The organism is Photobacterium sp. GB-72, assembly GCF_003026095.1.
GTDB lineage: Bacteria > Pseudomonadota > Gammaproteobacteria > Enterobacterales > Vibrionaceae > Photobacterium.
The window spans coordinates 201,927-227,488 of the sequence record NZ_PYNV01000002.1 but is presented as its reverse complement, the minus strand read 5'-3'; the positions used below and the strand labels follow the sequence as shown (position 1 = coordinate 227,488).

Genomic DNA, 25,562 nt, shown 5'->3' with positions numbered 1-25,562 from the left:
CATGTGTTGCCAACCAGCTTCATCCAGTTATCTATCTTTTGGATCCAATGCGTCACGTAGGCCGTCACCCACGTAGTTAAAACAGAACAGTGTCACAACCATGAAACTTGCAGGGAATATCAACTGCCAAATAGCCACTTCCATTGTTTGTGAACCTTCTTGTAGTAAAGCACCCCAACTTGTCATTGGTTCCTGTACCCCTAAGCCTAGGAAGCTAAGGAAAGATTCAGTCAGAATCATTGACGGAACAAGTAACGTTGAGTAAACCGCCACAATACCTAAGACGTTAGGCACAATATGGCGAGTGATAATACGCCAGCGACTCACGCCACAAACATGGGCTGCTTCAATAAACTCTTTACCACGTAAAGACAGGGTTTGACCGCGAACAATACGGGCCATGTCGAGCCATGAAATGGCACCAATCGCAATAAATATCAACATGATGTTACGACCAAAAAACGTCACTAAAACAATCACGAAGAACATAAATGGGATTGAATATAAAATCTCTAGAATACGCATCATCACACGGTCAGTTCGACCGCCTATGAATCCCGATGCGGCACCATATAGCGTACCAATCACCACCGCGACTAATGCACCTAAAATACCGACCATCAGTGAGATCCGCCCACCAATCAGGGTTCGAGTATATAAGTCACGGCCTAAACTATCAGTACCAAAAAAGTGCCCTTCAGCACCGAGTGATGGCGCGGCATGTAGCGCATACCAGTCAGTATCATCAAACGCATACTGGCTAAACATTGGACCGAAAATAACAGCAAAGGTAATTAACAATAAAATCGCTAAAGAAATCATTGCCGCTTTATTTCGCATGAAACGCACACGCGCATCTTGCCAAAGACTACGGCCTTCAATTTCCAAGTTTTCTGAAAAGTTCTCTAAGGCTTCTACACTATCTTTTTTCATTAACATCATAATTATTAGCCTCTTAGTAACGGATCTTAGGGTCAATTGTTGCGAGAACAATATCCACAATGGCGTTAAAGATAATGGTTAATGAACCAATCAAAATAGTAATACCAAGTACTAACGAATAATCACGGTTAAACGCTGCATTTACGAATAGCTTACCAATACCCGGTAAACCAAAAATGGTTTCGATAACGACAGAACCCGTAATGATGCCAACGAAAGCAGGCCCCATATAAGAAACAACAGGAAGAAGTGCAGGCCTTAAAGCGTGTTTAATGACGATGTAAGGGTAGCTTAACCCTTTCGCACGCGCAGTACGAATGAAGTTACTGTTTAACGTTTCAATCATGCTACCACGAGTAATACGGGCAAACGTGGCGACGTAGAGAAGCGCCATACCAAACATCGGTAACAATACAAATTTTGTAGAGCCGTCTTGCCAACCACCCGCAGGTAGCCACTGCAGCTTAATCGAGAATATGTAGATAAGAACCGGTGCGAGAATGAAGGACGGCATAACCACCCCCGCCATCGCTGTCGACATAATTGTATAATCGAGCCAGGTATTTTGTTTCAACGCCGCAATAGTGCCAACAGCTACCCCCATCACTAACGCAAAAATAAAGGCGAAGAAGCCAATTTTTGCCGATACAGGTAAGGCTTTTGCCACCAACTCGTTAACAGTGAAATCTTTGTATTTAAAAGACGGACCAAAATCACCTTGGACAATATTGCCAAGATAGGTGGTGTATTGCTCTAAAACTGGTTTATCTAAGCCGTATTTCGCTTCGATATTTGCCATAACCTCAGGTGGAAGAGGACGATCACTTGAAAAAGGATTACCTGGTGCAAAGCGCATCAAGAAGAAAGAAATTGTGATCAATACCAATAAAGTCGGTATGGCTTCTAAAATCCGTTTAGCTATGAATTTAAACATAAACGCTACCGTGTAATTGCTGTGAGTGCAAAAGCAGCCTTCATTCCCCGAAGGCTGCATATTATTATTTTTATTTAGCGCGAATTATTTCGCTGTGAAGTACATATCTTTTGAGTAGATATTATCTTCTGGGTTTTCCATTGGGTAACCGCCTAATTGAGGGTTAACCAAGCGCGCATTGACATAATGGTAGATAGGCATGATAGGCATATCTGCAGCAAGTTTTGCTTCAGCTTGTTTATAATCAGCAGAACGCTGTGCATCTGTTGTTGCTAGTACCGCATCATCAATCGCTTTATCGTAATCAGCACTTGAATATTTCGGGTAGTTTTGTGAATGATCACTTCGCATAATAGCTAGGAATGTTGATGCTTCATTGTAGTCACCACACCAGCCTGCACGTGAAACATCAAAGTTCCCCTGACGTTTAGCATCGAGGTAGCTCTTCCACTCTTGGTTTTCTAGCGTTGCACTAACGCCTAAGCCTTTTTTCCACATTGAAGCTATCGCAACAGCCACTTTCTTGTGGTTTTCAGATGTATTGTAAAGCAGGCTAAATTTCAGAGGATTATTTTGGTCGTAACCCGCCGCTTTCAATAACTCTTTTGCTTTCGCTAAGCGTTGCTTTGGATCAAGCTTCGAGTACTCAGGCATATCAACGTCTAAGCCATTGGTTGCCAATGGTGTAAAGTTGTAAGCCGGCGTTTCTCCTTTACCTACGATAAATTTCGCCAATACATCACGATCAATGGCATATGACAGTGCTTTACGTACGTTTGCATCATCAAAAGGTTTACGTGTCATATTAAATTCGTAGTAGTACGAACATAGATATGGCGTAACTTTCACATTTTGTGGGTATTCTTTTTGCAGACGTTTAAAGTGCTCGTTTGGCATTTCGTACGTCATATCTAGCTCACCCGCTAAGAAGCGGTTCATTGCAGCAACTTGGTTTTCAATCGGTAAGAACGTTACTTTGTTAATAACGGTATCTTTGTTATCCCAGTAATTCTCATTACGAGTCAGTACAATACGCTCGTTAACCACCCACTTATCTAACTTGTATGCACCGTTAGATACATAGTTACCTACTTTCGTCCAATCATCGCCAAACTTTTCCACTGCTTTTTGATTTACAGGTTTCATTGAAGTATGAACAAGCATGGATGCGAAGTAAGACACTGGCTTATCCAATGTTACTTTTAAAGTATGTGTATCAACCGCTTCAACGCCTAATGTATCTGCTGGTTTTTTCCCTGCAATGATATCTTCAGCGTTTGCCATTGTTGTCATTTGAATATATGACGCGTAAGGAGATGCTGTTTTTGGATCCGCTAAACGGCGCCATGTATAAACAAAATCATCCGCCGTAACAGGATCACCATTAGACCATTTTGCATCTTCACGAAGGTGGAAGATCCAAGTTTTATTATCTGTTGTATCCCACGACTTAGCGGCACCTGGTACTAAGTTACCTTTACTATCTTGGTTTACTAACCCTTCAAGTAAATCACGAATAACATTTGATTCAGGTACACCTGATACTTTTTGCGGATCTAGCGATTCTGGCTCGGTTCCATTACCGCGAACAAGCTCTTGCTTATCAGCAAGTTTTACATCAGAGGGTACTTGTGCCGCAAAAGAAGAAAAAGAAGTGGCGGCTACGGCAAAACTTGCACTCATCATGAGTGCTTGAGTGATTTTATTCTTGTACATGCATTACTCCAATACATCAGTTTATTACGTCCGTGACGTTCTTCATTTGGCTACTCTAAATAGCTTTATTGGCTAGTTTTTATCCTAAAACAGGCCGATCAAACCGAAGAATTATTCAAAACGTTACCAGAATATAAATATATTTACCATATTTTAACAATTAAAAGCTTCTTTATGCTAATAAGATCACTATTCATTAGTTTTTAATACTATTAATAACAATGTAATTAACGTTTCATTTCTATAAACACTCAAAAAATAGAAAATAACACTATATAAAACCAACATATAACCAAATAAGCAGTAAATAAACTCAATAAAAACCCAAAATGCAGCTTATGAAACCTAAAAAACTAAACACTAAAGCAACATTATATTTACATTTTTGTTTCACGCACAAAAAAGCATCGATACTATCGATGCTTTTTTATTCAACTATTATAGGAAATATGGGGAAATTACTTATTTTCGCTATCTAACTGAATCAATTGTTTATCGTCACTTACTGATTGCTCTCTTTGCTCTAATAACAATTGCGACTCATTATCCTCTGGCTGATCTGTCATACCAATATCATGCATAATTTGTTTCATTTTTTTATTAGATACGCGTCTGTGCTTCATTGAACCCTCCGCTGTCAAGCTATGCCAGTAGACCTCAATTACCACTTATCCTGCTTGGTCTAACACCAGCAACTAATTTCTATTTAATAACTAACCGCATTTAAAATATGGCACACATCTACACAGTTCGCCTCTAATCTGCCATAAAACTTTATTTCTTATTTTTAAATAACTAAAAATGATTAACAATTTCACTGATAGATAGTTTTATTATATCGACATGTTTATCCATGATTTTACATACAAAACATAAAAAAGAGGGGTAATATTATTAATGTAAAGTATTTATGCTTTATTTAAAAAATATTAAAGAATAACCCACTTAATTCCATTTTAAAGAGTATTCTATGAGACCAGTAGGTTGTGCGTCACGCCCAAGCCCATCACGTTTTCGCCCTAATTATGTACCATCTAGCGTGATAACACGTGATAAAAACAAGAAGAATGATCAATCGCAATAACCTAGAACCATCTACTGCTTTATAAGTAAAAAAAAGGAGCCTTGCGGCTCCTTTCTTTTATTCATTTGCTATTTCCAGCGATCAGCGGCTGATGTATCCGTTTCTCGAGCATCCACCCAACGGCTTTGCTCTGGTGTTTGTTCTTTTTTCCAAAAAGGTGCACGGGTTTTTAAAAAATCCATGATGAACTCACACGCTTCAAAAGCTGCGCCACGGTGAGCACTTGTTACACCCACAAACACAATCTGATCACCTAATGCCAAATCACCTACACGGTGAATGACACGTGTTTTAAGCAATGGCCAACGTTGGTGTGCTTGATCAACGATCTCTTGAAGCGATTTTTCCGTCATTCCAGGATAATGCTCTAAAGATAGTCCCGTCACAGCATCACCTTGATTAAAATCACGTACTTTACCGATAAAAGTTACAACGGCACCAGCTTCTGTGCCTTCTGCTAACTTTTCGTATTCATCAGCAACCGAGAAATCATCAAACTGAACAGAAATCATCACTTATCCCCCTGTTACTGGTGGAAAAAATGCGACTTCATCACCATCAGTTAATGGCGTATCTAGTGAACAAATAGTTTGATTGACAGCAACAAGTAACTTGCCTGATTCTAATGCCAATTGCCATTTATCGCCACGTGTTGCCAATGCTTCACGTAGCGCATCAGCTGTAGAATAAACCATATCAATTTCAAGGCTATCTGTACCTACAAGCTCTTTTACTTGAGCAAAAAAGAGAACCTTAATCATGCTTCTACCTTAAAGTGACCTGATTTACCGCCTGTTTTTTCTAGCAGACGCACTTGGCTAATCACCATATCTTTTTGTACCGCTTTACACATATCATAAATCGTTAATGCAGCAACAGAAGCAGCAGTTAATGCCTCCATCTCTACACCCGTTTTACCCGCTAGCTTACAGCAAGACTCAATACGGACTTTGTTTTCAGCTGGAATCGCTTCTAACTGTACTTCAACTTTCGAAAGTAGCAACGGATGACAAAGTGGGATCAGATCCCATGTTTTTTTGGCCGCTTGAATGCCAGCAATGCGCGCTGTTGCGAACACATCACCTTTATGATGCTGACCTGACACAATCAGCTCTAACGTTTCTGCTGCCATATGAACAAAAGCTTCTGCACGTGCTTCACGAACGGTTTCCGCTTTAGCAGAAACATCAACCATGTTGGCTTCACCTGATGCATTAATGTGTGTAAATTGATTCATTATTTAATCGTTCCTCAACGAAGCGATACGAAGCCTAGTAGAGATATTTATCTCAACTAGGTTCTCTAAAATTAGGAAAAGTAGACAGAATTAACCGCCAATGGATGCTAGGTTTGGCGTCATACCTGTTTTGCCTTCATCCAAGAAATGGCTTACCGCTTTTTCACCTAGCCCTGCTTGAATACGTGCAATTAATAATTCTTTTTGATCATCACTTGCCAGTAAATCACGCAACTCAACACCTTGTTCACCAAACAAACAAAGATGTAATTTGCCTTTCGCAGAAATTCGTAAACGGTTGCAGCTTTGACAGAAATTCTTTTCGTAAGGCATGATCAAGCCAATTTCGCCCATATAATCGGGGTGACAAAAAACTTGTGCTGGGCCATCATTACTACCTTTTATTTTCAGTAGCCAACCATTAGCGATCAAATGATTACGAATACTCACCCCTGAAAGGTGATGATTTTGAAAAAGACTGTCCATTTCGCCAGTTTGCATCAATTCAATAAAACGTAATTGAATTGGGCGAGTTTTAATCCACTCTAAAAACTTAGGTAACTCTTGTGAATTAAGGTCTTTAAGAAGTACCGTATTGATTTTAACTTGCTCAAAGCCAGCATCAAAAGCCGCATCAATGCCATCCATTACCTGATGGAACATATTCTCACCGGTAATTTGATAAAACATTTTAGGATCAAGACTATCAACACTCACATTGATATGCGTTAAGCCAGCATCGCGCCATTCGTGGACGTGCTTAGCCATACGATAACCATTAGTGGTTGTCGCTACTTTATTGATCCCAGGAATTTCAGCTACCGTTTTGATGATATCAGTAAAATCACGACGTAAACTCGGCTCACCACCTGTGATACGTATTTTACTGGTGCCACACTCAGCAAACGCTGATGCAACTCGCTGAATCTCATCCAATGTTAGAAAAGAAGGTTTTTTCTTTTCTGTTGGATGATAGCCATCTGGCAAGCAATAGGTACATTTGAAGTTACAGACATCTGTAACAGAGAGTCGCAAGTAGTAAAACTTACGATGGAAACTATCTTCTAATTGTTTCGCCACGGAACACCTTTCCAAATACGGGAGGTCAATTCATTTCTAAATAAACCCTGGTGACAAATCGTCACTGGCATTAATCACCTATCAACTTTTGGACGTATATATAATGTCCAACATCACTTAGTAACTTAGTGAAAAATGCTCGGAGTTATGGCAGTTATGCAAAGCAAATCATTCCTTGAAATAATATTACACAACAGCATTTCTTAATATAAAAGTATCAGAGTTTTTCCGTATTTGACAAATATTGGAAAAAAACACTCTGTATTCTACCTTTCGAGTAAGATCACGACAATACTAGTTAATAATTTAAGCCACAATTTACCAATAAAAGTGAGGGTATTATGGCAAATATAATGGAATCGGCTTCAATCGAAGATATCGCTCTCTATTTACAGCGAGAAGACGGTATTGATGCAGAGTCAGCACAAAATGCTGCTCAGCAAGTCATTGATGGTTTTATAGATATGCGTGATAAAGGGCTCATAAAAGGTTGGTATTTTGATGAGTTAGGGCATTTAGAACTGCTTCCTACCGACACGGCATTATCAATAATTGAGCGTCAAAAATAACACTGAACTAATGTTATTTTGCAAATGTTGATTTTCAAACTGCAATCAACATTAAGCTTGATTAACTTAAAATTAAGTCAAGAGCAGACACACTTTGATTAAAAGCTCATGAACTCAATGATAAAGCCACGTGAACGCCTTAACTTTTAGTCGGCATTAGTTTTGCATTGTCTACATAGCTAGGCATTGCTAATCTTACTATGGAGTTCCTTATGGCTAAAGTATTACCGCTACTTTTTCAAAAGCGCCATGTTCTTCCTACTGGTCGGATGCAAATCTATATCTCGCCAGTCGATCAAACACCTACCTTGAAAGCGGCACTCGCTTCAAAAGATGGGTTAGGTATTTGTATGTATAGCAATCGAAAGGAAGCTCAACATTTATTTCATATCGGTACTCGTGTCACGATTGATGATTTCAACCAAGAGCAAGGCTCCCCGTTTATAAAACTCACCGTTTCAGGTCATAATAACTTTAAGATCCAGTCGATAAAACAAACAACCGATGGTGTTTTTTGGGGAGAAACGACGCCTTTACCCTGCTGGGAAGAAATCGCAATCAATAAAGAGCAACAATTACTTGCGATTCGGCTGAAGAAAATGTTTGAAAAATTCCCTGATCTTGATGAGCTATACAAATCCAAAGACTTCAATAACCTCAGCTGGTTATGTCAACGTTGGTTAGAAATATTACCGTTACCTACTATCGATAAGCAGCATTTACTCAATAAGCCAACCTGTTTGAATACTTACGATTATTTAATGAGTATGATTAAAACAAGCCACTAATCTATTTTAAGTGAGATACCACAGGTAATTTACACAGCAAAAAATGCAATACAATACAATACATTTTTTGATAACCTGAACGCTTATAAGCAATATTAAAAAGCCAACACTATACTTAAGGCAGATAAATTGAAAAAGAATATTGTTGCCATCGGTGGCGGTCATGGCCTAGGACGGATCTTATCCTCGCTTTCTTGTTACGGTTCAAAAGTAACGGGTATTGTCGCAACAACCGATAATGGTGGTTCAACGGGTCGTATTAGAGCTTGCCAAGGCGGTATTGCTTGGGGCGATATGCGTAACTGTATTAATCAATTAATTACAGAGCCATCGATTGGTTCGATGATTTTTGAATACCGTTTTAAAGGTAATGGTGAGTTGAATGGTCATAACCTCGGTAACTTAATGCTTACAGCATTAGATAACCTCTCGATTCGCCCACTTGATGCCATTAATCTGATCCGAGATATGCTAAATGTTGAAACTCAGATCATTCCAATGTCAGAACACCCATCAGATCTCGCTGCCATTACCTACAGTGGCGAGATTATAAATGGTGAAACCAGTGTTGATGAATTACAAGAAGTACCTAAACGTCTTTATCTTGAGCCCGCAGTGCCGGCAACAAAAGAAGCTTTAAACGCAATCAATCAAGCTGATTTGATATTACTCGGCCCTGGTAGTTTCTTAACAAGCGTTATGCCTATCTTACTGTTACGTGATTTAGGTATCGCGTTAAAAAACAGTAACGCACAAATCGTGTTTATTACTAACCTAGATAAGGAACATGGTCCTGCTGGGAAAATGTCACTAGAGACCATGTTACATTGGTGTGAAAGAGCAATGAATGGACGCAAGATAGATACAATCTTGACCGATAAACTTCATACAGATTTAAACAATAAATTTAATCTGCAAATTGAAGATCTTGCATCCAGTAATCATGAGTGGAGACATGACCGAGACAAGTTAAAGCATGCGGTTGATAAGCTCATTGTTTCCTGCTAGTTGCTTATATTCAACCACCATACCTTCGACCATTTGTCTAAATTCAGGCAAATGGTCAATCATCCAATCATCTTGTCCTTGTTTTACTCGATATTCACATTCTTGTGCCATTAATGCTAAATCGTCCGCGCCAAAACTTGCGGCGCTACTTTTTATTGCATGGCTAATTTCGCCAATTTGATCAACGGAAGGATGTGCCGATAATTGCTTTGAATACTGTTCTAATTCATCACTGAAAACATTTAATAGCAATGACACGGTGTCCTCACCAACTTCATCAGCAAGGCGTTTAATTGTCTCAGAATTTATCGTTGTTGGCATTTAATCCATCTCCCTAGCACTGGTATTAGTGTCTTGCCAAGATTGCAATTTACGATATATCGTTGATGGACTGACTTCTAGTAAGCCTGCGGCTCTTGGAATATTGCCATCGCAAGCATCAATCGCCCATTGTATCGCTCTTTTTTCTACAACCCAGAGCGGCTCAATTTTATTTTTATGATGATCATGTGAATAAATAGATTCATCAGCAAGGCTTTCTCTCTGTACTTTCTCAGGTAGAGCCTTAGGATAAGATGCAATTTCTACACCGTTAATTGAATTAATAGGCGGCGGAACCATTTCAAGTTTGACTTCATCATCAGTATTTAAAACCACAATATTACGGATCACATTTTGTAATTCACGTACATTACCAGGCCAAGAGTAGGACTCAAATAACCGTAAAACTGGCTCAGAAAAACGACTAAAGCTTTTACCTTCTTCCAACGACATCAAACCTAATAATGCATGAGCAATCTCTATAATATCTCCGCCACGCTCCCGTAACGGCGGTAAAGAGATAGGAATAACATGTAAACGGTAGTAAAGATCTTCTCGAAATCTGCCTTCTTGCACTTCCTCCCAAGGGTTTCGGTTAGTTGCACAAACAAAACGGACATCAACACTACTCATTTTTGATGAACCGACTTTTTGATAGGTTCCAGTTTGAATAAATCGTAGCAATTTACTTTGCAAATCAAGATCCATTTCGCATAGCTCATCAAGCATTAGCGTACCATGATGTGCCATTTCAACGGCACCTTGTCGCTCCGTTGAAGCTCCTGTAAAGGCACCTTTTACATGGCCAAACAATTCACTTTCAATGAGATCTTTAGGTATAGCAGCACAGTTTAGAGCAATAAACGGTTTATCATGACGTGGGCTGGCTGCATGAATCGCTTCTGCACACACTTCTTTACCCGTACCACTTTCACCCGTGATAAATACCGTCGCTTTACTTGAAGCTGCAGATTCAATAACGCGATATACCGCCTGCATTGGTAAACTATTACCAATAAATCCTTGGTATTGTGCTCCATCTGATTGCTTGGATTGAGTACTGGTATTCGATTTACTTTCGGCTTTAAGCGCTTTGTTTACCGTAATTCGTAATCGATCAGCCTCACAAGGTTTAATTAAAAAGTCTTGTGCGCCATAACGAATAGCTTCAACCGCTATATCAATCGAACCATGTGCAGTCATTATTACAACAGGAACATTACCGTGCTCTTTTCTCACACGTTCAAGCACTTCCATTCCCGTCATATCAGGTAAACGGAGATCTAATAAAATTAGATCAGGAATTATATCTTGAATAAAGCTCAGTGCTTCCTTCCCTGTACCAACAATGCTTACATTAAGTCCAAGAGGGTTTAAGTAAGATTTGTACAAGGCCGCAACTGACGCTGTATCTTCAACCATTAATACTTGGCGTTGCTGCATTCTGCTCTCCATTGCTCCTCCTAAAACAAGCCCCTTAAACTAATTGTAATCAATAGAAAAAAATATGGGGGATAGATTTCTTTTTTTTCAATTATCTCATATTGACTCGCAAATTGATTCGCAAATTGCGAATATTTGTTTTTATTTGTGCTGTGGCGCAAGCAAATAAGTGCTACCCAAAGACAGAAAACACGCTGGATTGTATAAAAAAATACGACTTTTAAAAGTTGGCACACTACATGCTTTATATAACGTGACTCTTAATTTAAGAGTCAACCTAGCCAACTGACGTTGTTTGTGGATTTTTTTCACTAAAACAATGACGCCAACCGAACCTTTTTTATCGGTTGGCTTTTTTTTACCTAAAATTCAAGATCCACAAGAAAAATAGCCAATAACCAATTAACTATTGGCGATAAATTGCTGCCTTAGTTTATGGATCTTATCGCGTGTTTCTGCCGCTTGTTCAAATTCAAGATTTTGTGCAAAGTCGTACATTTGTTTTTCCAGTACTTGAATTTGTGATTCGAGCTCTTGTGGCGAAAGCGCTGAATACGTTCCTTTGCTTTCTGCCACTTTGTGAAGATCTGCCGCTCTATTTCGCGACTTTCCTCGTGAACTTGGAGCGCCTAATTCAAGAATGTCACCAATTTTCTTATTCAACTTTTGAGGTGTAATACCGTGCTCAAGGTTATATTCAATTTGCTTTTCACGACGTCGCTGGGTTTCGTTAATTGCACGCGCCATTGAACCTGTAATACGGTCACCATACAGAATCGCTCTACCCTCTATATTACGAGCAGCTCGACCAATCGTCTGTATTAATGAACGTTCAGATCGCAAAAAACCTTCTTTATCAGCGTCTAGAATCGCAACTAATGACACTTCGGGCATGTCTAACCCTTCGCGCAATAAGTTAATGCCCACTAGCACATCAAACTCACCTAATCGTAAATCGCGAATAATTTCCACCCGCTCTACGGTATCAATATCAGAGTGTAAGTAACGCACCTTCACACCATGCTCTGTAAGGTACTCAGTGAGATCTTCTGCCATACGCTTAGTAAGGGTTGTAACTAATACTCGCTCACCTTTTTTCTCTCTAATATGTATTTCAGAAAGCAAATCATCCACTTGTGTACCAACAGGGCGTACTTCAATTTCAGGATCAAGTAATCCCGTTGGGCGTACCACCTGCTCTGCTATATCATTACCCGACTTTTCAATCTCATAATTACCCGGTGTGGCTGACACATAAATCGTTTGAGGCGCTAACGATTCAAACTCTTCAAACTTCATCGGTCGGTTATCAAGCGCAGAAGGAAGACGGAATCCATATTCAACTAAGTTTTCCTTACGAGAGCGATCACCACGGTACATCGCGCCAATTTGCGACACAGTTACGTGTGATTCATCAATGATCAGTAAGCCATCAGCAGGTAAGTAATCAAACAATGTTGGTGGTGGCTCACCCTCAGCACGCCCACTAAGATAACGTGAGTAGTTTTCAATACCAGAGCAAAAACCTAGCTCATTCATCATTTCAATATCGAATTGTGTGCGCTGACTAATTCTCTGCTCTTCGACGAGTTTATTGTTTCCTAAAAACTGCTCTTTGCGCAAAACCAGTTCTTTTTTTATCCCTTCAATCGCGTCTAAGATTTTCTCTCGTGGCGTCACATAGTGTGTTTTAGGGTAAATAGTAGTACGCGGCATATCACGATGCGTGATACTGCCAGTCAGGGGATCAAAGGATGAAATACATTCCACTTCATCATCAAATAACTCAAGACGAATCGCTTCTTTTTCTGACTCTGCAGGGAAAATATCAATCACTTCCCCACGAACTCGAAAAGTACCGCGCTCAAAGGCCATATCATTACGGGTATATTGCAACTCAGCCAGACGACGAAGAATGTCACGCTGATCAAGAAAATCACCACGCCGAACATGTAGCATCATTTTTAGGTAAGAATCAGGATCACCCAAACCATAGATCGCAGACACAGAAGCGATAATAATAACATCGCGTCGTTCCATTAATGCTTTGGTTGCTGATAGTCGCATCTGCTCAATATGCGCATTAACCGACGCATCCTTTTCAATGAATGTGTCCGTTGTAGGCACATACGCTTCGGGCTGGTAATAGTCATAGTAGGATACAAAGTATTCTACAGCACTATTTGGAAAGAACTCTTTCATCTCACCATATAACTGTGCTGCCAACGTTTTATTTGGTGCAAGGATCAAAGTCGGTCGATTAGCTTGGGCAATAACATTAGCCACGGTAAAAGTTTTACCTGAACCTGTTACGCCAAGTAACGTTTGGTGCGCTAGTCCTGAATCTAAACCATCAACCAATTGAGCAATAGCGGTAGGTTGATCGCCTGATGGTGAATATTCAGAAGCAAGAGAAAATAAGTCGCTCATAAATTACATATCCAGCAATAAATTACTGTTTACATTGTGGATAGACCATTAGTAATGTCAACTACTGGAAATACTTGAGATGAAGAAACTAAATTGCAGATAAAAAAATAGCTTCAATATTAGTTAAGTGAATACTAAGAGTTTGAACACCAAACATGACTCACAGAATAAAAGACCACAACTATTTACAACAGTCTGTAAATAGCCCCCTTTGGGTCTTAACTAACTAATATTGAAGCAAACAACATTATATTGTAAAAAGCTAACTCAACTTATAAGCAAAACGTTAAGCTAAATTTGACGTGTAGGCATTAAGTACCCTTATCTTAAATCATAAGTTTAAATGCCTGACTCGAATCCAGGAACTTAATGTGGAATGAATCATAAAGCGAAGGGCGGGCAAGGTAAAAGTTACCACGTGAATATAAATGAAGGATAAATAAGCCAGGCTTATATGTCGTTCTGAATTTCAGAATCTTGATGTTTACCACCGCAGAAATAAAACCATAACTCATTAATTAATAACAATATTGTATTTAATATTATTAAATGGTGAATTTCACAATGAGCAAAAAAATTAAAAAATATATGATTTTTTTTATCTCTTTTTATGAAATTATTACCTAAATATTAATATAAAGCAGAAAAATGAATCCAGATCAATTGACCGACCATGTTGTAACACGTATTATGCTCTCCCCTTCAAAGAAACATCTAAGCTTCATACCGTTAACCTTTAAAAAACAATTAAACATTAACGTTTACATCCACAGCTTATACCTATTCTGTTCAATTTTTTAGCTCAATGAAAAGCAACCATCAGTAATATCTGTCTGCTTAACAATAGCTCTTATAGATATGCATCTAGTCAATAATAGTATTTGAAATTAGTACCTTTTTATCATCATCCCTCTCAAACATAACAAAGTGATGAATGCAAACTACCACTCTCCAATACGTTTACAAGATGAAATCAACACACTTATCCACAGTTTTTGTGGATAACTAAGTTAAACACTGGTCAAATCTACTATTCTAAAAATCAAGAATTATTTTATAAGCATCTGGGAGCAATTTTGTAAAATGAAAGCCTTCCACATAACCACTATAAAAAAACCAGCATAACGCTGGCTTTTCTTTAGTAGAATATTGTCTGATGTATTAACAGCTATATTCCATCATAAATTGAATATCTTGCCCTTCCTCAAAATAAACAGGCTCAACGCCATACTGGAATAGCTTTAATGGCTTACCATTTGCTGTGTGGTAGCTTAACTTTCCATCTAATAACTGCAGCCATGTTCCTTCTGGAATCCCCACAACCGGCTCATGCTTATTCACTTCTAAAAACTCTTGAATACGCTCATCACGGGTTTCTCCCATATGACCTTCAACCGACGCTTCTAGATAATGCGGGTTTATTTGGAAAGGAACAAAGTTAAGTGAGCTTAGCACTGCACTGGTGACAATCGGCATATCGTTAGTGGTACGAATAGTTGGGCAACCAATATTGGTACCTGCACTCCAACCAATATAGGGAATACCTTTCGCTAATACCGCCTTACGTAACGGTCCAACTAAACCTAAGTCATGAAGCTTTTTATTTAAAACCCATGTATTACCACCACTTACAATAATTCCTTCAGCTTCCTCAATGGCTTTAACTGGATCGGCTGCTTGATGAATACCTGTTGCAACACAATCAATACCTAAACGATCAAATGTCGCTTGTACCATCGCCACACGATCATCATGACTCGATCGAATCACAGCATAAGGAATAACAAGAAAATGTTTAGCGCCAGTTCGCTTAACTTGCTCAACAATTGCATCACCCGCAAATTCCATTACATGGGTATTACCTGCAATTTTACCGTTACTCAATAATAAAATATCCATCACATCTATCCTATGCTCATTCAATGATGCCATCATCTCACACGATGATCACAAGTGCCCTTACATAAAACGAGGTTTAAAACGGCTTTACAAGCTATCCAAACATATTTTGCGAAAACTTAACTCATCATCACAAGCTTTCTGGCTAAGGCATACAGTCAAATAACAATTAATAAACACAAAACCAAAAACTGATAACTTCTACATCATATGCAGTGGGTGTTTTTTGATCGCACAGCTAAACAAAGCCGTAGTAACTAAATTAAAAACTTATATTTCATGATCTATCTTTATGAAAAACACAATAATCACTAAAACCCTACACCACAGGAGTTGTTATAACGCCAACAAAATCAGATAATGTTTAGATCTCTTTTAATAATAATGAAGCCGGTATGACTGAATACCTCCTATTACTTATTGGTACTGTGTTGGTTAACAACTTTGTACTCGTTAAATTTTTAGGCTTATGTCCATTTATGGGCGTATCTAAAAAATTAGAAACAGCTATTGGAATGGGCTTAGCAACCACTTTTGTGCTGACGCTTGCTTCTGTTTGTGCTTATCTTGTTGAAACTTACATTTTGGATCCATTAGGGATTCAGTACCTACGCACACTAAGCTTTATTCTAGTCATTGCCGTTGTTGTGCAATTCACAGAAATGGTCGTACATAAAACAAGCCCAACGCTTTATCGTTTATTAGGTATTTTCTTACCACTTATCACCACTAACTGTGCGGTGTTAGGTGTCGCCTTATTAAACGTAAATGAGCGTCATAACTTTATTGAATCCGTTATTTATGGTTTTGGTGCTGCAGTGGGTTTCTCACTTGTGCTTGTTTTATTTGCTTCTATGCGTGAACGCATTGCTGCCGCTGATGTACCTGAGCCATTCAAAGGCGCATCCATTGCGATGATCACCGCGGGGCTAATGTCTCTTGCATTTATGGGCTTTACTGGATTGGTGAAATTGTAATGAGTGGGATCCTTATCGCAGTCATTGCCATCGTTATTCTGGCTGCCATTTTCGGACTAATTCTTGGGTTTGCTTCGGTTAAATTTAAAGTTGAAGCCGATCCTATTGTTGAACAAATCGACAGTATTCTTCCGCAAACCCAATGTGGTCAATGTGGCTATCCTGGCTGTCGCCCTTACGCAGAAGCGATTGCCAATGGCGATGTGATCAATAAGTGTCCTCCTGGCGGTCAAGTTACTATTGAAAAATTAGCTGACTTGATGGGTGTTGATGTTCCTGATTCAACCCAAGGTACAGAAGAAAACATTAAAAAAGTCGCATTTATTCATGAAGATATGTGCATTGGCTGTACTAAATGTATTCAAGCGTGCCCTGTCGATGCCATTGTTGGCGGCACTAAATCTATGCATACGGTTATCAAAGACGAATGTACAGGTTGCGATCTCTGTGTTGCTCCCTGCCCTACTGACTGTATCGAAATGATCCCAGTTAAAGAAACGCCTGATAATTGGAAATGGCAACTAAACCAAATTCCAATCGTAAATATCAGTGATGCACCGAGTACAGAAAAGGTAGAGTCGTAGTTATGCTATCTATCATTGAGCAAATTAAACAAGGTAAGTTGTGGGATTTCCACGGCGGTATTCATCCCGCTGAAAATAAAAAAATCTCAAATCAAGCACCTATCGTTAGTGCTGGCATTCCACAAGAACTCGTTTTACCACTTAAGCAGCATATTGGTTCTAAAGGTGACATTATTGTTGCTGTTGGTGACAAAGTACAAAAAGGTCAAGCTCTAACACAAGGTGACATTGCAATGTGTGTCCCTGTTCATGCGCCTACATCTGGTACAGTAATAGCCATTGAACAACGTACGACTGCTCACCCTTCAGGTTTAAGCGATTTATGTATCGTTCTTCACCCAGATCACACCGATACTTGGGGAGAGAAAAAAACCTATGCCGATTATCAAGATCGTGATCCCGCAGAACTGATCGAAACAATCCGTTTGAGTGGTATCGCTGGATTAGGTGGTGCTGGTTTCCCTACCGCAAGAAAACTTCAAGGCGGTTTAGGTAATGTTGATATTTTAATTATCAACGCGGCTGAGTGTGAGCCATATATTACTGCCGATGACCGACTCATGCGCGATTATGCTGAAGAAGTGATCGAAGGGGTTCGTATTCTTCGCCATATTATTAGCCCAAAGCTAACAATCATCGGTATTGAAGATAACAAACCTGAAGCGATTAAAGCCCTTGAGCAGCATGTCACCGAAGCAGACAACATTCTGATACGTGTTGTACCAACAAAATATCCATCTGGTAGCTCAAAGCAGTTAGTTAAAATTTTAACAGGCAGAGAAGTACCAAGTCAGTCACGTTCAACTTCTGTTGGCGTTATCATGCAAAACATAGGTACTGCTTTTGCAATTAAACGCGCCATTATCGACGGTGAACCACTAATTGAGCGTGTTGTTACGCTAACCGGTGAAGCCTTTAAGAAACGTGGTAATGTTTTTGCTATGTTAGGTACGCCGATTGCCTACTTGTTAGATAAGTTTGGTTATAAAGCCGATAAAAAACATCCTCGTGTGATCATTGGTGGGTCGTTAATGGGATTTACACTCCCACATTCCAATGTACCGATCACCAAAATAACAAACTGTATTTTGGCACCAAAACGCAAAGAACTCCCATTACATACCTATGAAATGGCATGTATCCGTTGTTCTGCTTGTGCGGATGTTTGCCCATCATCATTGCTCCCACAGCAATTACAGTGGTACGCCAAGGATCAAAATTACGACAAGTGTGAAGAATATAATCTGCAAGATTGTATTGAGTGCGGTGCTTGTGCATATGTCTGTCCAAGTGAGATCCCTCTTGTTCAGTACTATCGCCAAGCAAAAGCTGAGATCTGGGCACGTAGCCAAGATGAAATGAATGCAGAACGAGCTCGCCAACGCTTTGAAGCCAAACAAGCACGCATGGAACGTGATAAGGCTGAACGTGAAAACCGCTTTAAAAAAGCGGCTGATTCTCGTCGTGATGAAATGGCGAAAACTGGGGGTGATGATGCAGTCGCTGCCGCTATTGCCCGCGTAAAAGCCAAACAAGCAGCAGCCGCTAAAGCAGATACAGCAGAAGTGAAACCGGCTGTTGCAGCAGCGATTGCAAAAGCAAAAGCAAAACAAGCAGCTTCAGCACAAGGTGCAACTTCAGAAAGCCTGCCAGATAACAGTGAAATGGCGAAATTACGTGAAGAGCGTAAGCGTCAAGCTCGTGAACGTAAGGCTGAAAAAGAAGCTACAGCAAATAACCAAACCGCTGCTGAAAATGACAGTAAAAAAGATGCTGTCGCAGCTGCCGTCGCCCGCGCTAAAGCAAGAAAAGCCGCACAACAAACAGAAGCACAAGCGGAATCAACACCAGAATCTGAAGTTGAAGCTGAAAACGTTGATCCGAAAAAAGCCGCTGTTGCTGCTGCCGTCGCTCGTGCTAAAGCAAGAAAAGCCGCACAACAAGCAGAGGCACAAGCAGAATCAGCTCCTGAACCTGTAGTTGAAGCTGAAAACGTTGATCCGAAAAAAGCCGCTGTTGCTGCTGCCGTGGCTCGCGCTAAAGCAAGAAAAGCCGCACAACAAACAGAAGCACAAGCGGAATCAACACCAGAATCTGAAGTTGAAGCTGAAAGCGTTGATCCGAAAAAAGCCGCTGTTGCTGCTGCCGTGGCTCGTGCTAAAGCAAGAAAAGCCGCACAACAAGCAGAGGCACAAGCAGAATCAGCACCTGAACCTGTAGTTGAAGCTGAAAACGTTGATCCAAAAAAAGCCGCTGTTGCTGCTGCCGTCGCTCGTGCTAAAGCAAGAAAAGCCGCACAACAAACAGAAGCACAAGCAGAATCAGCACCAGAATCTATAGTTGAAGCTGAAAACGTTGATCCGAAAAAAGCCGCTGTTGCTGCTGCCGTCGCTCGTGCTAAAGCAAGAAAAGCCGCACAACAAGCAGAGGCACAAGCAGAATCAACACCAGAACCTGTAGTTGAAGCTGAAAACGTTGATCCGAAAAAAGCCGCTGTTGCTGCTGCCGTCGCTCGCGCTAAAGCAAGAAAAGCGGCACAACAAGCCGCCAAAGAACAACAAAACATTGAGGAAGATTAACCGTGGCGTTTAATATTGCCAGTTCACCCCATGACCATAACCGCCGAAGCACCAGCGCTATTATGCGTACAGTTATATTATGCTCGGTATTTGGCGTTATTGCTCAATGCTACTTCTTTGGTTTCGGTACTCTGATCCAAATTGTATTAGCATCTATTTCTGCAATCATATTTGAAGCGATTATTGTAAAACTGCGTAAACGTCCTGTTGTACCTTATTTAAGGGATAATACAGCTCTGCTTACTGGCGTATTAATTGGTTTATCAATCCCACCATTAGCACCTTGGTGGTTAACGGTTATTGGTGTTTTCTTTGCGATAGTCATTGCAAAACACCTTTATGGCGGTATGGGACAAAACCTCTTTAACCCCGCGATGATTGCTTATGTCGTACTGCTCATTTCATTCCCAGTACAGATGACAACCTGGTTACCACCAGCATCATTGAGTGCACAACCAGCTAACTTTATGGATAGTATTTATGCAATCTTTACTGGCTTTACTCAAGATGGATTTAGTGTTCCACAACTGAAAATGTCAGTTGATGGTTACACGATGGCAACACCGCTAGATACACTAAAAACAGCGTTACACACAGGGTTTACAACGGCTGAAACAATGACAAAACCTGTTTACGGCGCGATTGCAGGTATTGGCTGGGAGTGGATTAACATGGGCTTCCTTGTTGGTGGTTTAATCTTATTAAAGCTTCGTGTTATTCAATGGCATATCCCTGTTGCTATGCTAACGTCACTATTTGTGATCAGTAGCCTTGTTTACATTGTTCATCCTGATACGACTGGCTCTCCGTTGTTGCACCTATTCTCAGGTGCAACCATGTTAGGTGCTTTCTTTATTGCCACCGATCCAGTAACAGCATCAACGACGGTAAAAGGCCGTTTAATTTTTGGTAGCTTTATCGGTGTCATGATTTATCTGATCCGCACATGGGGTGGCTTCCCAGATGGCGTTGCCTTTGCCGTTTTACTGGGTAACTTATGTGTACCACTTATTGATTACTACACTCGTCCTCGTACTTACGGGCACTAATTAAGAGAGCAGCCATGTTTAATGCAATGAAAAAAAACGGTGCTATTCTTGCCACTTTTGCGTGTTTAGCGACAGCGCTAGTAGCCCTGACGAACTACCTAACAGAAGATCGTATAGCAGAGCAGCAGCGGGTACAGTTACTGGATACTCTAAACCAAGTGATTCCCGTAGCAAGCCACGATAACTTACTCTACAAAAGTTGTACTTTAGTAAGAGATCATAAGCGTTTAGGTACATTGGCTCAGATGCCTGCTTATATCGCTAAAAAAGATAATAAGCCTGTTGGTGTGGCAATTGAAGGGATTGCGCCTGACGGTTATAGCGGCGCAATTAAAATTATTGTTGGTTTAGACATGAATGGCGTGATCACTGGCGTTCGTGTATTACAACAAAACGAAACTCCAGGATTGGGTGATAAAATTGAAACCACTGTTAGTAACTGGATTTACAGCTTTAATGGTAAGCGGGTAAATGGTGATAACGACCCATCATTTAAAGTACGTAAAGATGGTGGTGAATTTGATCAATTCACAGGTGCGACCATAACACCGCGAGCCGTCGTCAAAGCAGTAAAAAATATTTCGTTATACTGGGATCAAAACCAGGATAAAATCATCAACCAACCACTTGATTGTGCAGGTGAGTGATATGACAACTAATAAAGAGTTAATGGCAAATGGCTTATGGCTAAATAACCCGACCATTGTTCAGCTTCTCGGCCTATGCCCTTTACTTGCCGTTTCATCAACGGTGACAAATGCTTTAGGTTTGGGACTTGCGACGACTTTAGTACTGATAGGCTCAAACTTAATTGTGTCTTTAATTCGTCACTGGGTACCCTCTGAGATCCGTATTCCAGTGTTTGTAATGATCATTGCCTCACTCGTAACCTGCGTACAGTTATTGATGAATGCCTTTACTTTTGGTTTATACAAATCATTAGGGATCTTCATCGCCTTGATTGTAACCAACTGTATTATCATTGGTCGCGCTGAAGCCTTTGCCTCTAAAAATGCACCATTACCAGCAGTACTCGATGGTTTATGGATGGGGTTAGGCATGACATCTGCGCTATTCATTCTGGGCGCAATGCGAGAACTATTGAGCAAAGGAACCTTATTTGATGGTGCTGATCGCCTACTAGGTAGCTGGGCATCAGTTTTACGAATCCAAGTATTCCATTTTGATTCAGGGTTCTTGCTTGCAATGTTACCACCGGGTGCCTTTCTTGGTGTCGGTTTGATGATTGCGGCCAAAAATGTAATTGATAAACGCCGTCAACAAAAACAGCCTAAAGAAGCATCAAAGCCAACGGTTGAACGTGCTCGCGTCACTAGCGTAGACTAAAGATCAAACCCAATAAGTATCATACTTATTGGGTTTCTTTTTATTACATATCGCGACAAAATAATGGAATAGTAAAATGCTTAATTGCAATGACAGATGCTCACTCTGTCACTCCCTACTTATATTGCAATAAGCCTTATTTGGAATAGAAAATGAATAATCAAAAACGCGTCCAAATTCTTGAACGTTTACGCGCTGAAAACCCACACCCGGAAACAGAGCTTCATTGGAGCACGCCTTTCGAGTTATTGATTGCGGTATTACTCTCAGCTCAAGCTACCGATGTCAGCGTAAATAAAGCAACCGACAAGCTTTATCCTGTTGCTAATACCCCTCAAGCTATTTACGACTTAGGCGTTGACGGCGTTAAAGAATATATAAAAACCATTGGGTTATTTAATTCTAAAGCAGAAAATGTCATTAAAACCTGCCGTATTCTCTTAGATAAACATAATGGCGAGATCCCAGAAAACCGAGAAGCATTAGAAGCACTACCTGGAGTTGGTCGAAAGACCGCAAATGTTGTTTTAAATACGGCATTTAGATGGCCGACAATTGCAGTAGATACTCACATCTTCCGAGTTTGTAATCGAACTAAATTTGCCATGGGGAAAAACGTCGACCAAGTTGAAGAGAAACTCTTAAAGGTTGTGCCAAAAGAATTTAAAGTTGATGTTCACCATTGGTTAATTTTACACGGACGCTATACCTGCATTGCAAGAAAACCGCGCTGTGGCAGCTGCCTAATCGAGGACCTCTGTGAGTATAAAGATAAGGTAGACATCTGATTAATAACAAATTTAATTCAATAAAAAAGGAGCTTAATCGCTCCTTTTCACTGCTATCATCAGCAATTAAAGTGGTTCACAGTTTACTTTAAAACCGAATGCTTTACGCTTTTCTGCCATTTGTTTTGCGCCTTCACCCAACTTAGTAAACATCTCATTACGCTCTTCGGCTGAGGGTTTATCAGTACTCGCATCAATCGCTTGTTGCAGTTCCACGCGCGCTTTATCTTTATCATCCATCAAATAACTATTTTGTGCTAAAGCAATATAAGCCAAACTCCGACCTAATGGTGTTGCGGTATGGCCTAAGGCTTCTAACTCTGCAGTTGCACCAGATTCACAGGCTTCTAGCTTACCAATCGCTTTTGCGACAGGTGCTAAATCAGCACTCACTACTTCTTTTAATACTTTTTTTGTCGTCTCATTCGCTGCTTTTTCAGTCAATTTACCCACACTGAAAATCCCCACACCTACTGCAACTAATACAACAACAGCTATTAAAACAACTTTATTCATAACGAAAATCCTTATCTAAACAATGTAAATCATAACCAAAAACCATAAATTCTTTGTTAACTAATCATCAAATTCATAATTTCACAGCTAAAAATTCATTAATATCCATACAAAACAGCGGTTGATAATGATAATAGTTATCATTAGTATCTATTTGACGTTTTTTACTAGGTATAATTTATGAAACATCTATTCCCAAAACTACCCTATGGCTTTAATGCACTAGAACCTTATCTTGATGCAAAAACTGTTGAGATCCACTATAGCAAACACCATAGAGGTTATTTTGATAAGTTTATCGCTGCAATTGAAAATACAGATCTTACTGACCAGCCCATTGAGACCATTTTAAGCAATATATCTCAATACCCTGCAGCAGTGCGTAATAATGGCGGTGGTTTCTATAATCACAACCTCTATTGGCAATGTATGTCACCCGAAGGCGTTCGCCATCCATCAGGTTTGCTTGCAGAAGCAATTAATGCCCATTTTGAAAGTTTTGCTAAGTTTAAAGAGACATTTTCAACATTAGCTGCCAATCATTTTGGTGCCGGATTTATTTGGCTCTCTGTCGTGGATGGACGACTCGAGATCTCAGCAACGCCGAACCAAGACAACCCGTTAATGGATACAGTAACAGTACAAGGGACTCCAATTCTTGCGCTTGATGTATGGGAACATGCTTACTACTTGAGTTACCAAAACGTCCGTCCTGATTACATTGACGCATGGTGGCACTTAGTCGATTGGGAACAAGTTGAGATGAACTACCTTAGCGCGTTACAGGCTTTCTAACCGCAAAACACTACCACTTACAAAGGATAATGACATGGATATTTCAGAGTGGGAAAGACACACCTTAATGGCTGATGATGCTAAGACTAACAATAACCCTTTGATGTCTATTGTTCATTATCAACTCGCGCTATCTATTGCTCAGGAAATCACGGCAGATTCAACTGACACCGAGCAACTAACGGATCTCTTAACGATGAAAGTCGTTTCTTGCCATAACATGGCTAATTTTTGGCGACAACATGGCGATCCAGACTACGAGTTAAAGTATTTACAACTTGCCTCTGAACAAGTTATTGCATTGATCCCACAGTGTAAACAAACGCAATGCCACAGCTATATAAATTCTTTGGGGTGTTGCCAATCTGCATTGATTAGCTTTTTAAAACGACATCCTAACCCTGCTATTGCGAATCAAGTTAAAGCCATTAACAACTATTCAAGTTGTGAGCTCATCGCTTCCTTTAAACTGCATTAATAAAAAATAAGGCTCGTTACATCATTCAATAATAACGAGCCCCATCCCATCCAGTTTTCCATTACTGATTAATAAATCGGACTTTGTCCTAATGAAATCACAACTCGACGATTTAAGTTTCGTCCGATAGGGGTTGAGTTATCAGCAATAGGACGCCGCTTTCCGTACGCTTCTACTTGAACACGCTCGGCAGGTAACCCTAACGATTGAAAATACTGACGCAGTTTGTCAGCTCGTCGCTCTGACATCTCTTGGCTTTCCGTAGTACCGGCAATCGAATCATTAAACGCGGCAACTAAAACCAAATCAATATCGTCAGAATAGCGAACAAAGTCGGCAATTTGAGCCAGACGTTGTTGTGATATTTTATTTAATGTGTCGCTATTTTCACTATAGTGGAGGACAGAAAATGCGATATCTTCAAATCCATAAGGTAATAGCTTACTCAGACATTGGCTAAATGATTGATAACCTTTTTGAAACGAAACGGCAGATAATCCAACCTCTAATGGGCGATTTTGTCGCTGCCAATCTTGATACATAAATGTAGGATTTCGCCCATCTTCTAATTCAGCAAGCATATTCCACACCGTTTTCCCTTGAATATAGCCATCAAACTGCTTAAAAAATTTAAGTCGTGTCATGGTATTGGCTGAATCACCAGGCATCCAACGAGCAGGCATAGAAGTTAGACGGACGTTTCGTGTTTCTCCCATCGGACGATACATTTTTAATTCAAAGGCAACAGATTGTTTTTTGCTGGAACGTGCTACGAACTCACCGTCACCGTAACCCGGTATATGATGTGACAAGCGACACTCTAGCGGCGTATCAACAATAACATTCCACTGTGACTGATTAGGCGATGCGATATATTGCTTCCCCGCCAAACTTGGCAATGAAAACAATAAAATCAATATATACAATGACCTAGGCCATATTTTAAAAATAAGAAATGTCATTATCCAAATGTCTTAATCTAACGTCTCGAAATATAA

General features: G+C 40.0%; 26 protein-coding genes and 1 riboswitch. Of the genes, 12 read left to right on the top strand and 14 right to left on the bottom strand.

Annotated features, from left to right (window positions below; all coding sequences use genetic code 11):
- Positions 1 to 27 precede the first annotated feature (27 nt).
- The 8 genes from oppC to moaA all read right to left on the bottom strand — a co-directional run bounded on the left by oppC (position 28) and on the right by moaA (position 7,008).
- Positions 28 to 939 (bottom strand): oligopeptide ABC transporter permease OppC, encoded by a 912-nt coding sequence (gene oppC / locus C9J40_RS04320; RefSeq protein ID WP_107246055.1) that lies wholly within the window; start codon positions 937 to 939, stop codon positions 28 to 30.
- A 16-nt stretch (positions 940 to 955) separates the two neighbouring features.
- Complete coding sequence (gene oppB, locus C9J40_RS04315) at positions 956 to 1,876, bottom strand: oligopeptide ABC transporter permease OppB (RefSeq protein ID WP_107206163.1); 921 nt, start codon at positions 1,874 to 1,876, stop codon at positions 956 to 958.
- 84 nt (positions 1,877 to 1,960) lie between these two features.
- Complete coding sequence (locus C9J40_RS04310; RefSeq protein ID WP_107206162.1) at positions 1,961 to 3,592, bottom strand: ABC transporter substrate-binding protein; 1,632 nt, start codon at positions 3,590 to 3,592, stop codon at positions 1,961 to 1,963.
- A 458-nt stretch (positions 3,593 to 4,050) separates the two neighbouring features.
- On the bottom strand, positions 4,051 to 4,215 hold the full coding sequence (locus tag C9J40_RS04305; protein WP_199187014.1) for a hypothetical protein: 165 nt from the start codon (positions 4,213 to 4,215) through the stop codon (positions 4,051 to 4,053).
- Positions 4,216 to 4,744: 529 nt separating this feature from the next.
- The gene (gene moaE / locus C9J40_RS04300) at positions 4,745 to 5,188 is read right to left on the bottom strand and encodes a molybdopterin synthase catalytic subunit MoaE (protein ID WP_105059821.1); all 444 of its coding nucleotides are present in this window, start codon (positions 5,186 to 5,188) and stop codon (positions 4,745 to 4,747) included.
- Positions 5,189 to 5,191: 3 nt separating this feature from the next.
- On the bottom strand, positions 5,192 to 5,437 hold the full coding sequence (moaD, locus tag C9J40_RS04295; RefSeq protein WP_107206160.1) for a molybdopterin synthase sulfur carrier subunit: 246 nt from the start codon (positions 5,435 to 5,437) through the stop codon (positions 5,192 to 5,194).
- Positions 5,434 to 5,913, bottom strand: coding sequence for a cyclic pyranopterin monophosphate synthase MoaC (moaC, locus tag C9J40_RS04290; RefSeq protein WP_005368821.1), 480 nt, complete (start codon positions 5,911 to 5,913; stop codon positions 5,434 to 5,436). The genes moaD and moaC overlap by 4 nt, the downstream gene beginning before the upstream one ends.
- Positions 5,914 to 6,003: 90 nt before the next feature.
- Positions 6,004 to 7,008, bottom strand: a complete 1,005-nt coding sequence (gene moaA, locus C9J40_RS04285) for a GTP 3',8-cyclase MoaA (protein WP_158259265.1) — start codon at positions 7,006 to 7,008, stop codon at positions 6,004 to 6,006.
- Positions 6,982 to 7,150, bottom strand: a riboswitch (molybdenum cofactor riboswitch). Its footprint overlaps the gene before it by 27 nt.
- Positions 7,151 to 7,334: 184 nt before the next feature.
- Here moaA and C9J40_RS04280 point away from each other — a divergent pair.
- The 3 genes from C9J40_RS04280 (at position 7,335) to yvcK (ending at position 9,358) form a co-directional block, all read left to right on the top strand.
- Positions 7,335 to 7,562 carry a hypothetical protein gene (locus C9J40_RS04280; RefSeq protein WP_107206158.1) on the top strand — a complete coding sequence of 76 codons (228 nt, stop codon included), beginning with the start codon at positions 7,335 to 7,337 and terminating at the stop codon, positions 7,560 to 7,562.
- A gap of 212 nt (positions 7,563 to 7,774) precedes the next feature.
- Positions 7,775 to 8,350: an LON peptidase substrate-binding domain-containing protein gene (locus tag C9J40_RS04275; RefSeq protein ID WP_107206157.1), complete on the top strand. Its 576-nt coding sequence runs from the start codon at positions 7,775 to 7,777 to the stop codon at positions 8,348 to 8,350.
- A 111-nt stretch (positions 8,351 to 8,461) separates the two neighbouring features.
- Positions 8,462 to 9,358: a uridine diphosphate-N-acetylglucosamine-binding protein YvcK gene (gene yvcK, locus C9J40_RS04270; RefSeq protein ID WP_107245893.1), complete on the top strand. Its 897-nt coding sequence runs from the start codon at positions 8,462 to 8,464 to the stop codon at positions 9,356 to 9,358.
- Here the strand turns inward: yvcK and C9J40_RS04265 are convergent.
- From C9J40_RS04265 to pepE, 4 genes are all read right to left on the bottom strand, one after another.
- Positions 9,320 to 9,679, bottom strand: coding sequence for an Hpt domain-containing protein (locus tag C9J40_RS04265; RefSeq protein WP_107206155.1), 360 nt, complete (start codon positions 9,677 to 9,679; stop codon positions 9,320 to 9,322). The two genes, yvcK and C9J40_RS04265, sit on opposite strands and share 39 nt — an antisense overlap.
- Positions 9,680 to 11,122 carry a quorum-sensing sigma-54 dependent transcriptional regulator LuxO gene (gene luxO / locus C9J40_RS04260; protein WP_107206154.1) on the bottom strand — a complete coding sequence of 481 codons (1,443 nt, stop codon included), beginning with the start codon at positions 11,120 to 11,122 and terminating at the stop codon, positions 9,680 to 9,682.
- A gap of 402 nt (positions 11,123 to 11,524) precedes the next feature.
- Positions 11,525 to 13,552, bottom strand: coding sequence for an excinuclease ABC subunit UvrB (gene uvrB, locus C9J40_RS04255; RefSeq protein ID WP_107206153.1), 2,028 nt, complete (start codon positions 13,550 to 13,552; stop codon positions 11,525 to 11,527).
- 1,161 nt (positions 13,553 to 14,713) lie between these two features.
- The gene (gene pepE, locus C9J40_RS04250) at positions 14,714 to 15,451 is read right to left on the bottom strand and encodes a dipeptidase PepE (protein ID WP_107245890.1); all 738 of its coding nucleotides are present in this window, start codon (positions 15,449 to 15,451) and stop codon (positions 14,714 to 14,716) included.
- A gap of 395 nt (positions 15,452 to 15,846) precedes the next feature.
- Between pepE and rsxA the strand changes: the two genes are divergently transcribed.
- From rsxA to nth, 7 genes are all read left to right on the top strand, one after another.
- On the top strand, positions 15,847 to 16,428 hold the full coding sequence (rsxA, locus tag C9J40_RS04245; protein WP_045083337.1) for an electron transport complex subunit RsxA: 582 nt from the start codon (positions 15,847 to 15,849) through the stop codon (positions 16,426 to 16,428).
- Positions 16,428 to 17,012, top strand: a complete 585-nt coding sequence (gene rsxB, locus C9J40_RS04240) for an electron transport complex subunit RsxB (protein WP_105059814.1) — start codon at positions 16,428 to 16,430, stop codon at positions 17,010 to 17,012. The genes rsxA and rsxB overlap by 1 nt, the downstream gene beginning before the upstream one ends.
- Before the next feature lie 2 nt (positions 17,013 to 17,014).
- Complete coding sequence (rsxC, locus tag C9J40_RS04235) at positions 17,015 to 19,591, top strand: electron transport complex subunit RsxC (protein WP_107245889.1); 2,577 nt, start codon at positions 17,015 to 17,017, stop codon at positions 19,589 to 19,591.
- Positions 19,592 to 19,593: 2 nt separating this feature from the next.
- Positions 19,594 to 20,640 (top strand): electron transport complex subunit RsxD, encoded by a 1,047-nt coding sequence (gene rsxD / locus C9J40_RS04230; RefSeq protein WP_107206150.1) that lies wholly within the window; start codon positions 19,594 to 19,596, stop codon positions 20,638 to 20,640.
- A 14-nt stretch (positions 20,641 to 20,654) separates the two neighbouring features.
- Complete coding sequence (rsxG, locus tag C9J40_RS04225; RefSeq protein ID WP_107206149.1) at positions 20,655 to 21,287, top strand: electron transport complex subunit RsxG; 633 nt, start codon at positions 20,655 to 20,657, stop codon at positions 21,285 to 21,287.
- Position 21,288: 1 nt separating this feature from the next.
- The gene (locus tag C9J40_RS04220; RefSeq protein ID WP_107206148.1) at positions 21,289 to 21,987 is read left to right on the top strand and encodes an electron transport complex subunit E; all 699 of its coding nucleotides are present in this window, start codon (positions 21,289 to 21,291) and stop codon (positions 21,985 to 21,987) included.
- 152 nt (positions 21,988 to 22,139) lie between these two features.
- Positions 22,140 to 22,775, top strand: coding sequence for an endonuclease III (gene nth / locus C9J40_RS04215; RefSeq protein ID WP_107245887.1), 636 nt, complete (start codon positions 22,140 to 22,142; stop codon positions 22,773 to 22,775).
- Positions 22,776 to 22,841: 66 nt separating this feature from the next.
- Here nth and C9J40_RS04210 read toward each other — a convergent pair whose 3' ends face one another.
- Complete coding sequence (locus C9J40_RS04210) at positions 22,842 to 23,291, bottom strand: hypothetical protein (protein WP_107245886.1); 450 nt, start codon at positions 23,289 to 23,291, stop codon at positions 22,842 to 22,844.
- A 180-nt stretch (positions 23,292 to 23,471) separates the two neighbouring features.
- Between C9J40_RS04210 and C9J40_RS04205 the strand changes: the two genes are divergently transcribed.
- Together C9J40_RS04205 and C9J40_RS04200 are read left to right on the top strand one after the other, a co-directional pair.
- Positions 23,472 to 24,086 carry a superoxide dismutase gene (locus tag C9J40_RS04205; RefSeq protein ID WP_107245884.1) on the top strand — a complete coding sequence of 205 codons (615 nt, stop codon included), beginning with the start codon at positions 23,472 to 23,474 and terminating at the stop codon, positions 24,084 to 24,086.
- Positions 24,087 to 24,120: 34 nt separating this feature from the next.
- Positions 24,121 to 24,564 carry a DUF2753 family protein gene (locus tag C9J40_RS04200; protein ID WP_107206144.1) on the top strand — a complete coding sequence of 148 codons (444 nt, stop codon included), beginning with the start codon at positions 24,121 to 24,123 and terminating at the stop codon, positions 24,562 to 24,564.
- 68 nt (positions 24,565 to 24,632) lie between these two features.
- Here C9J40_RS04200 and C9J40_RS04195 read toward each other — a convergent pair whose 3' ends face one another.
- On the bottom strand, positions 24,633 to 25,526 hold the full coding sequence (locus C9J40_RS04195; protein WP_107206143.1) for an OmpA family protein: 894 nt from the start codon (positions 25,524 to 25,526) through the stop codon (positions 24,633 to 24,635).
- Positions 25,527 to 25,562 lie beyond the last annotated feature (36 nt).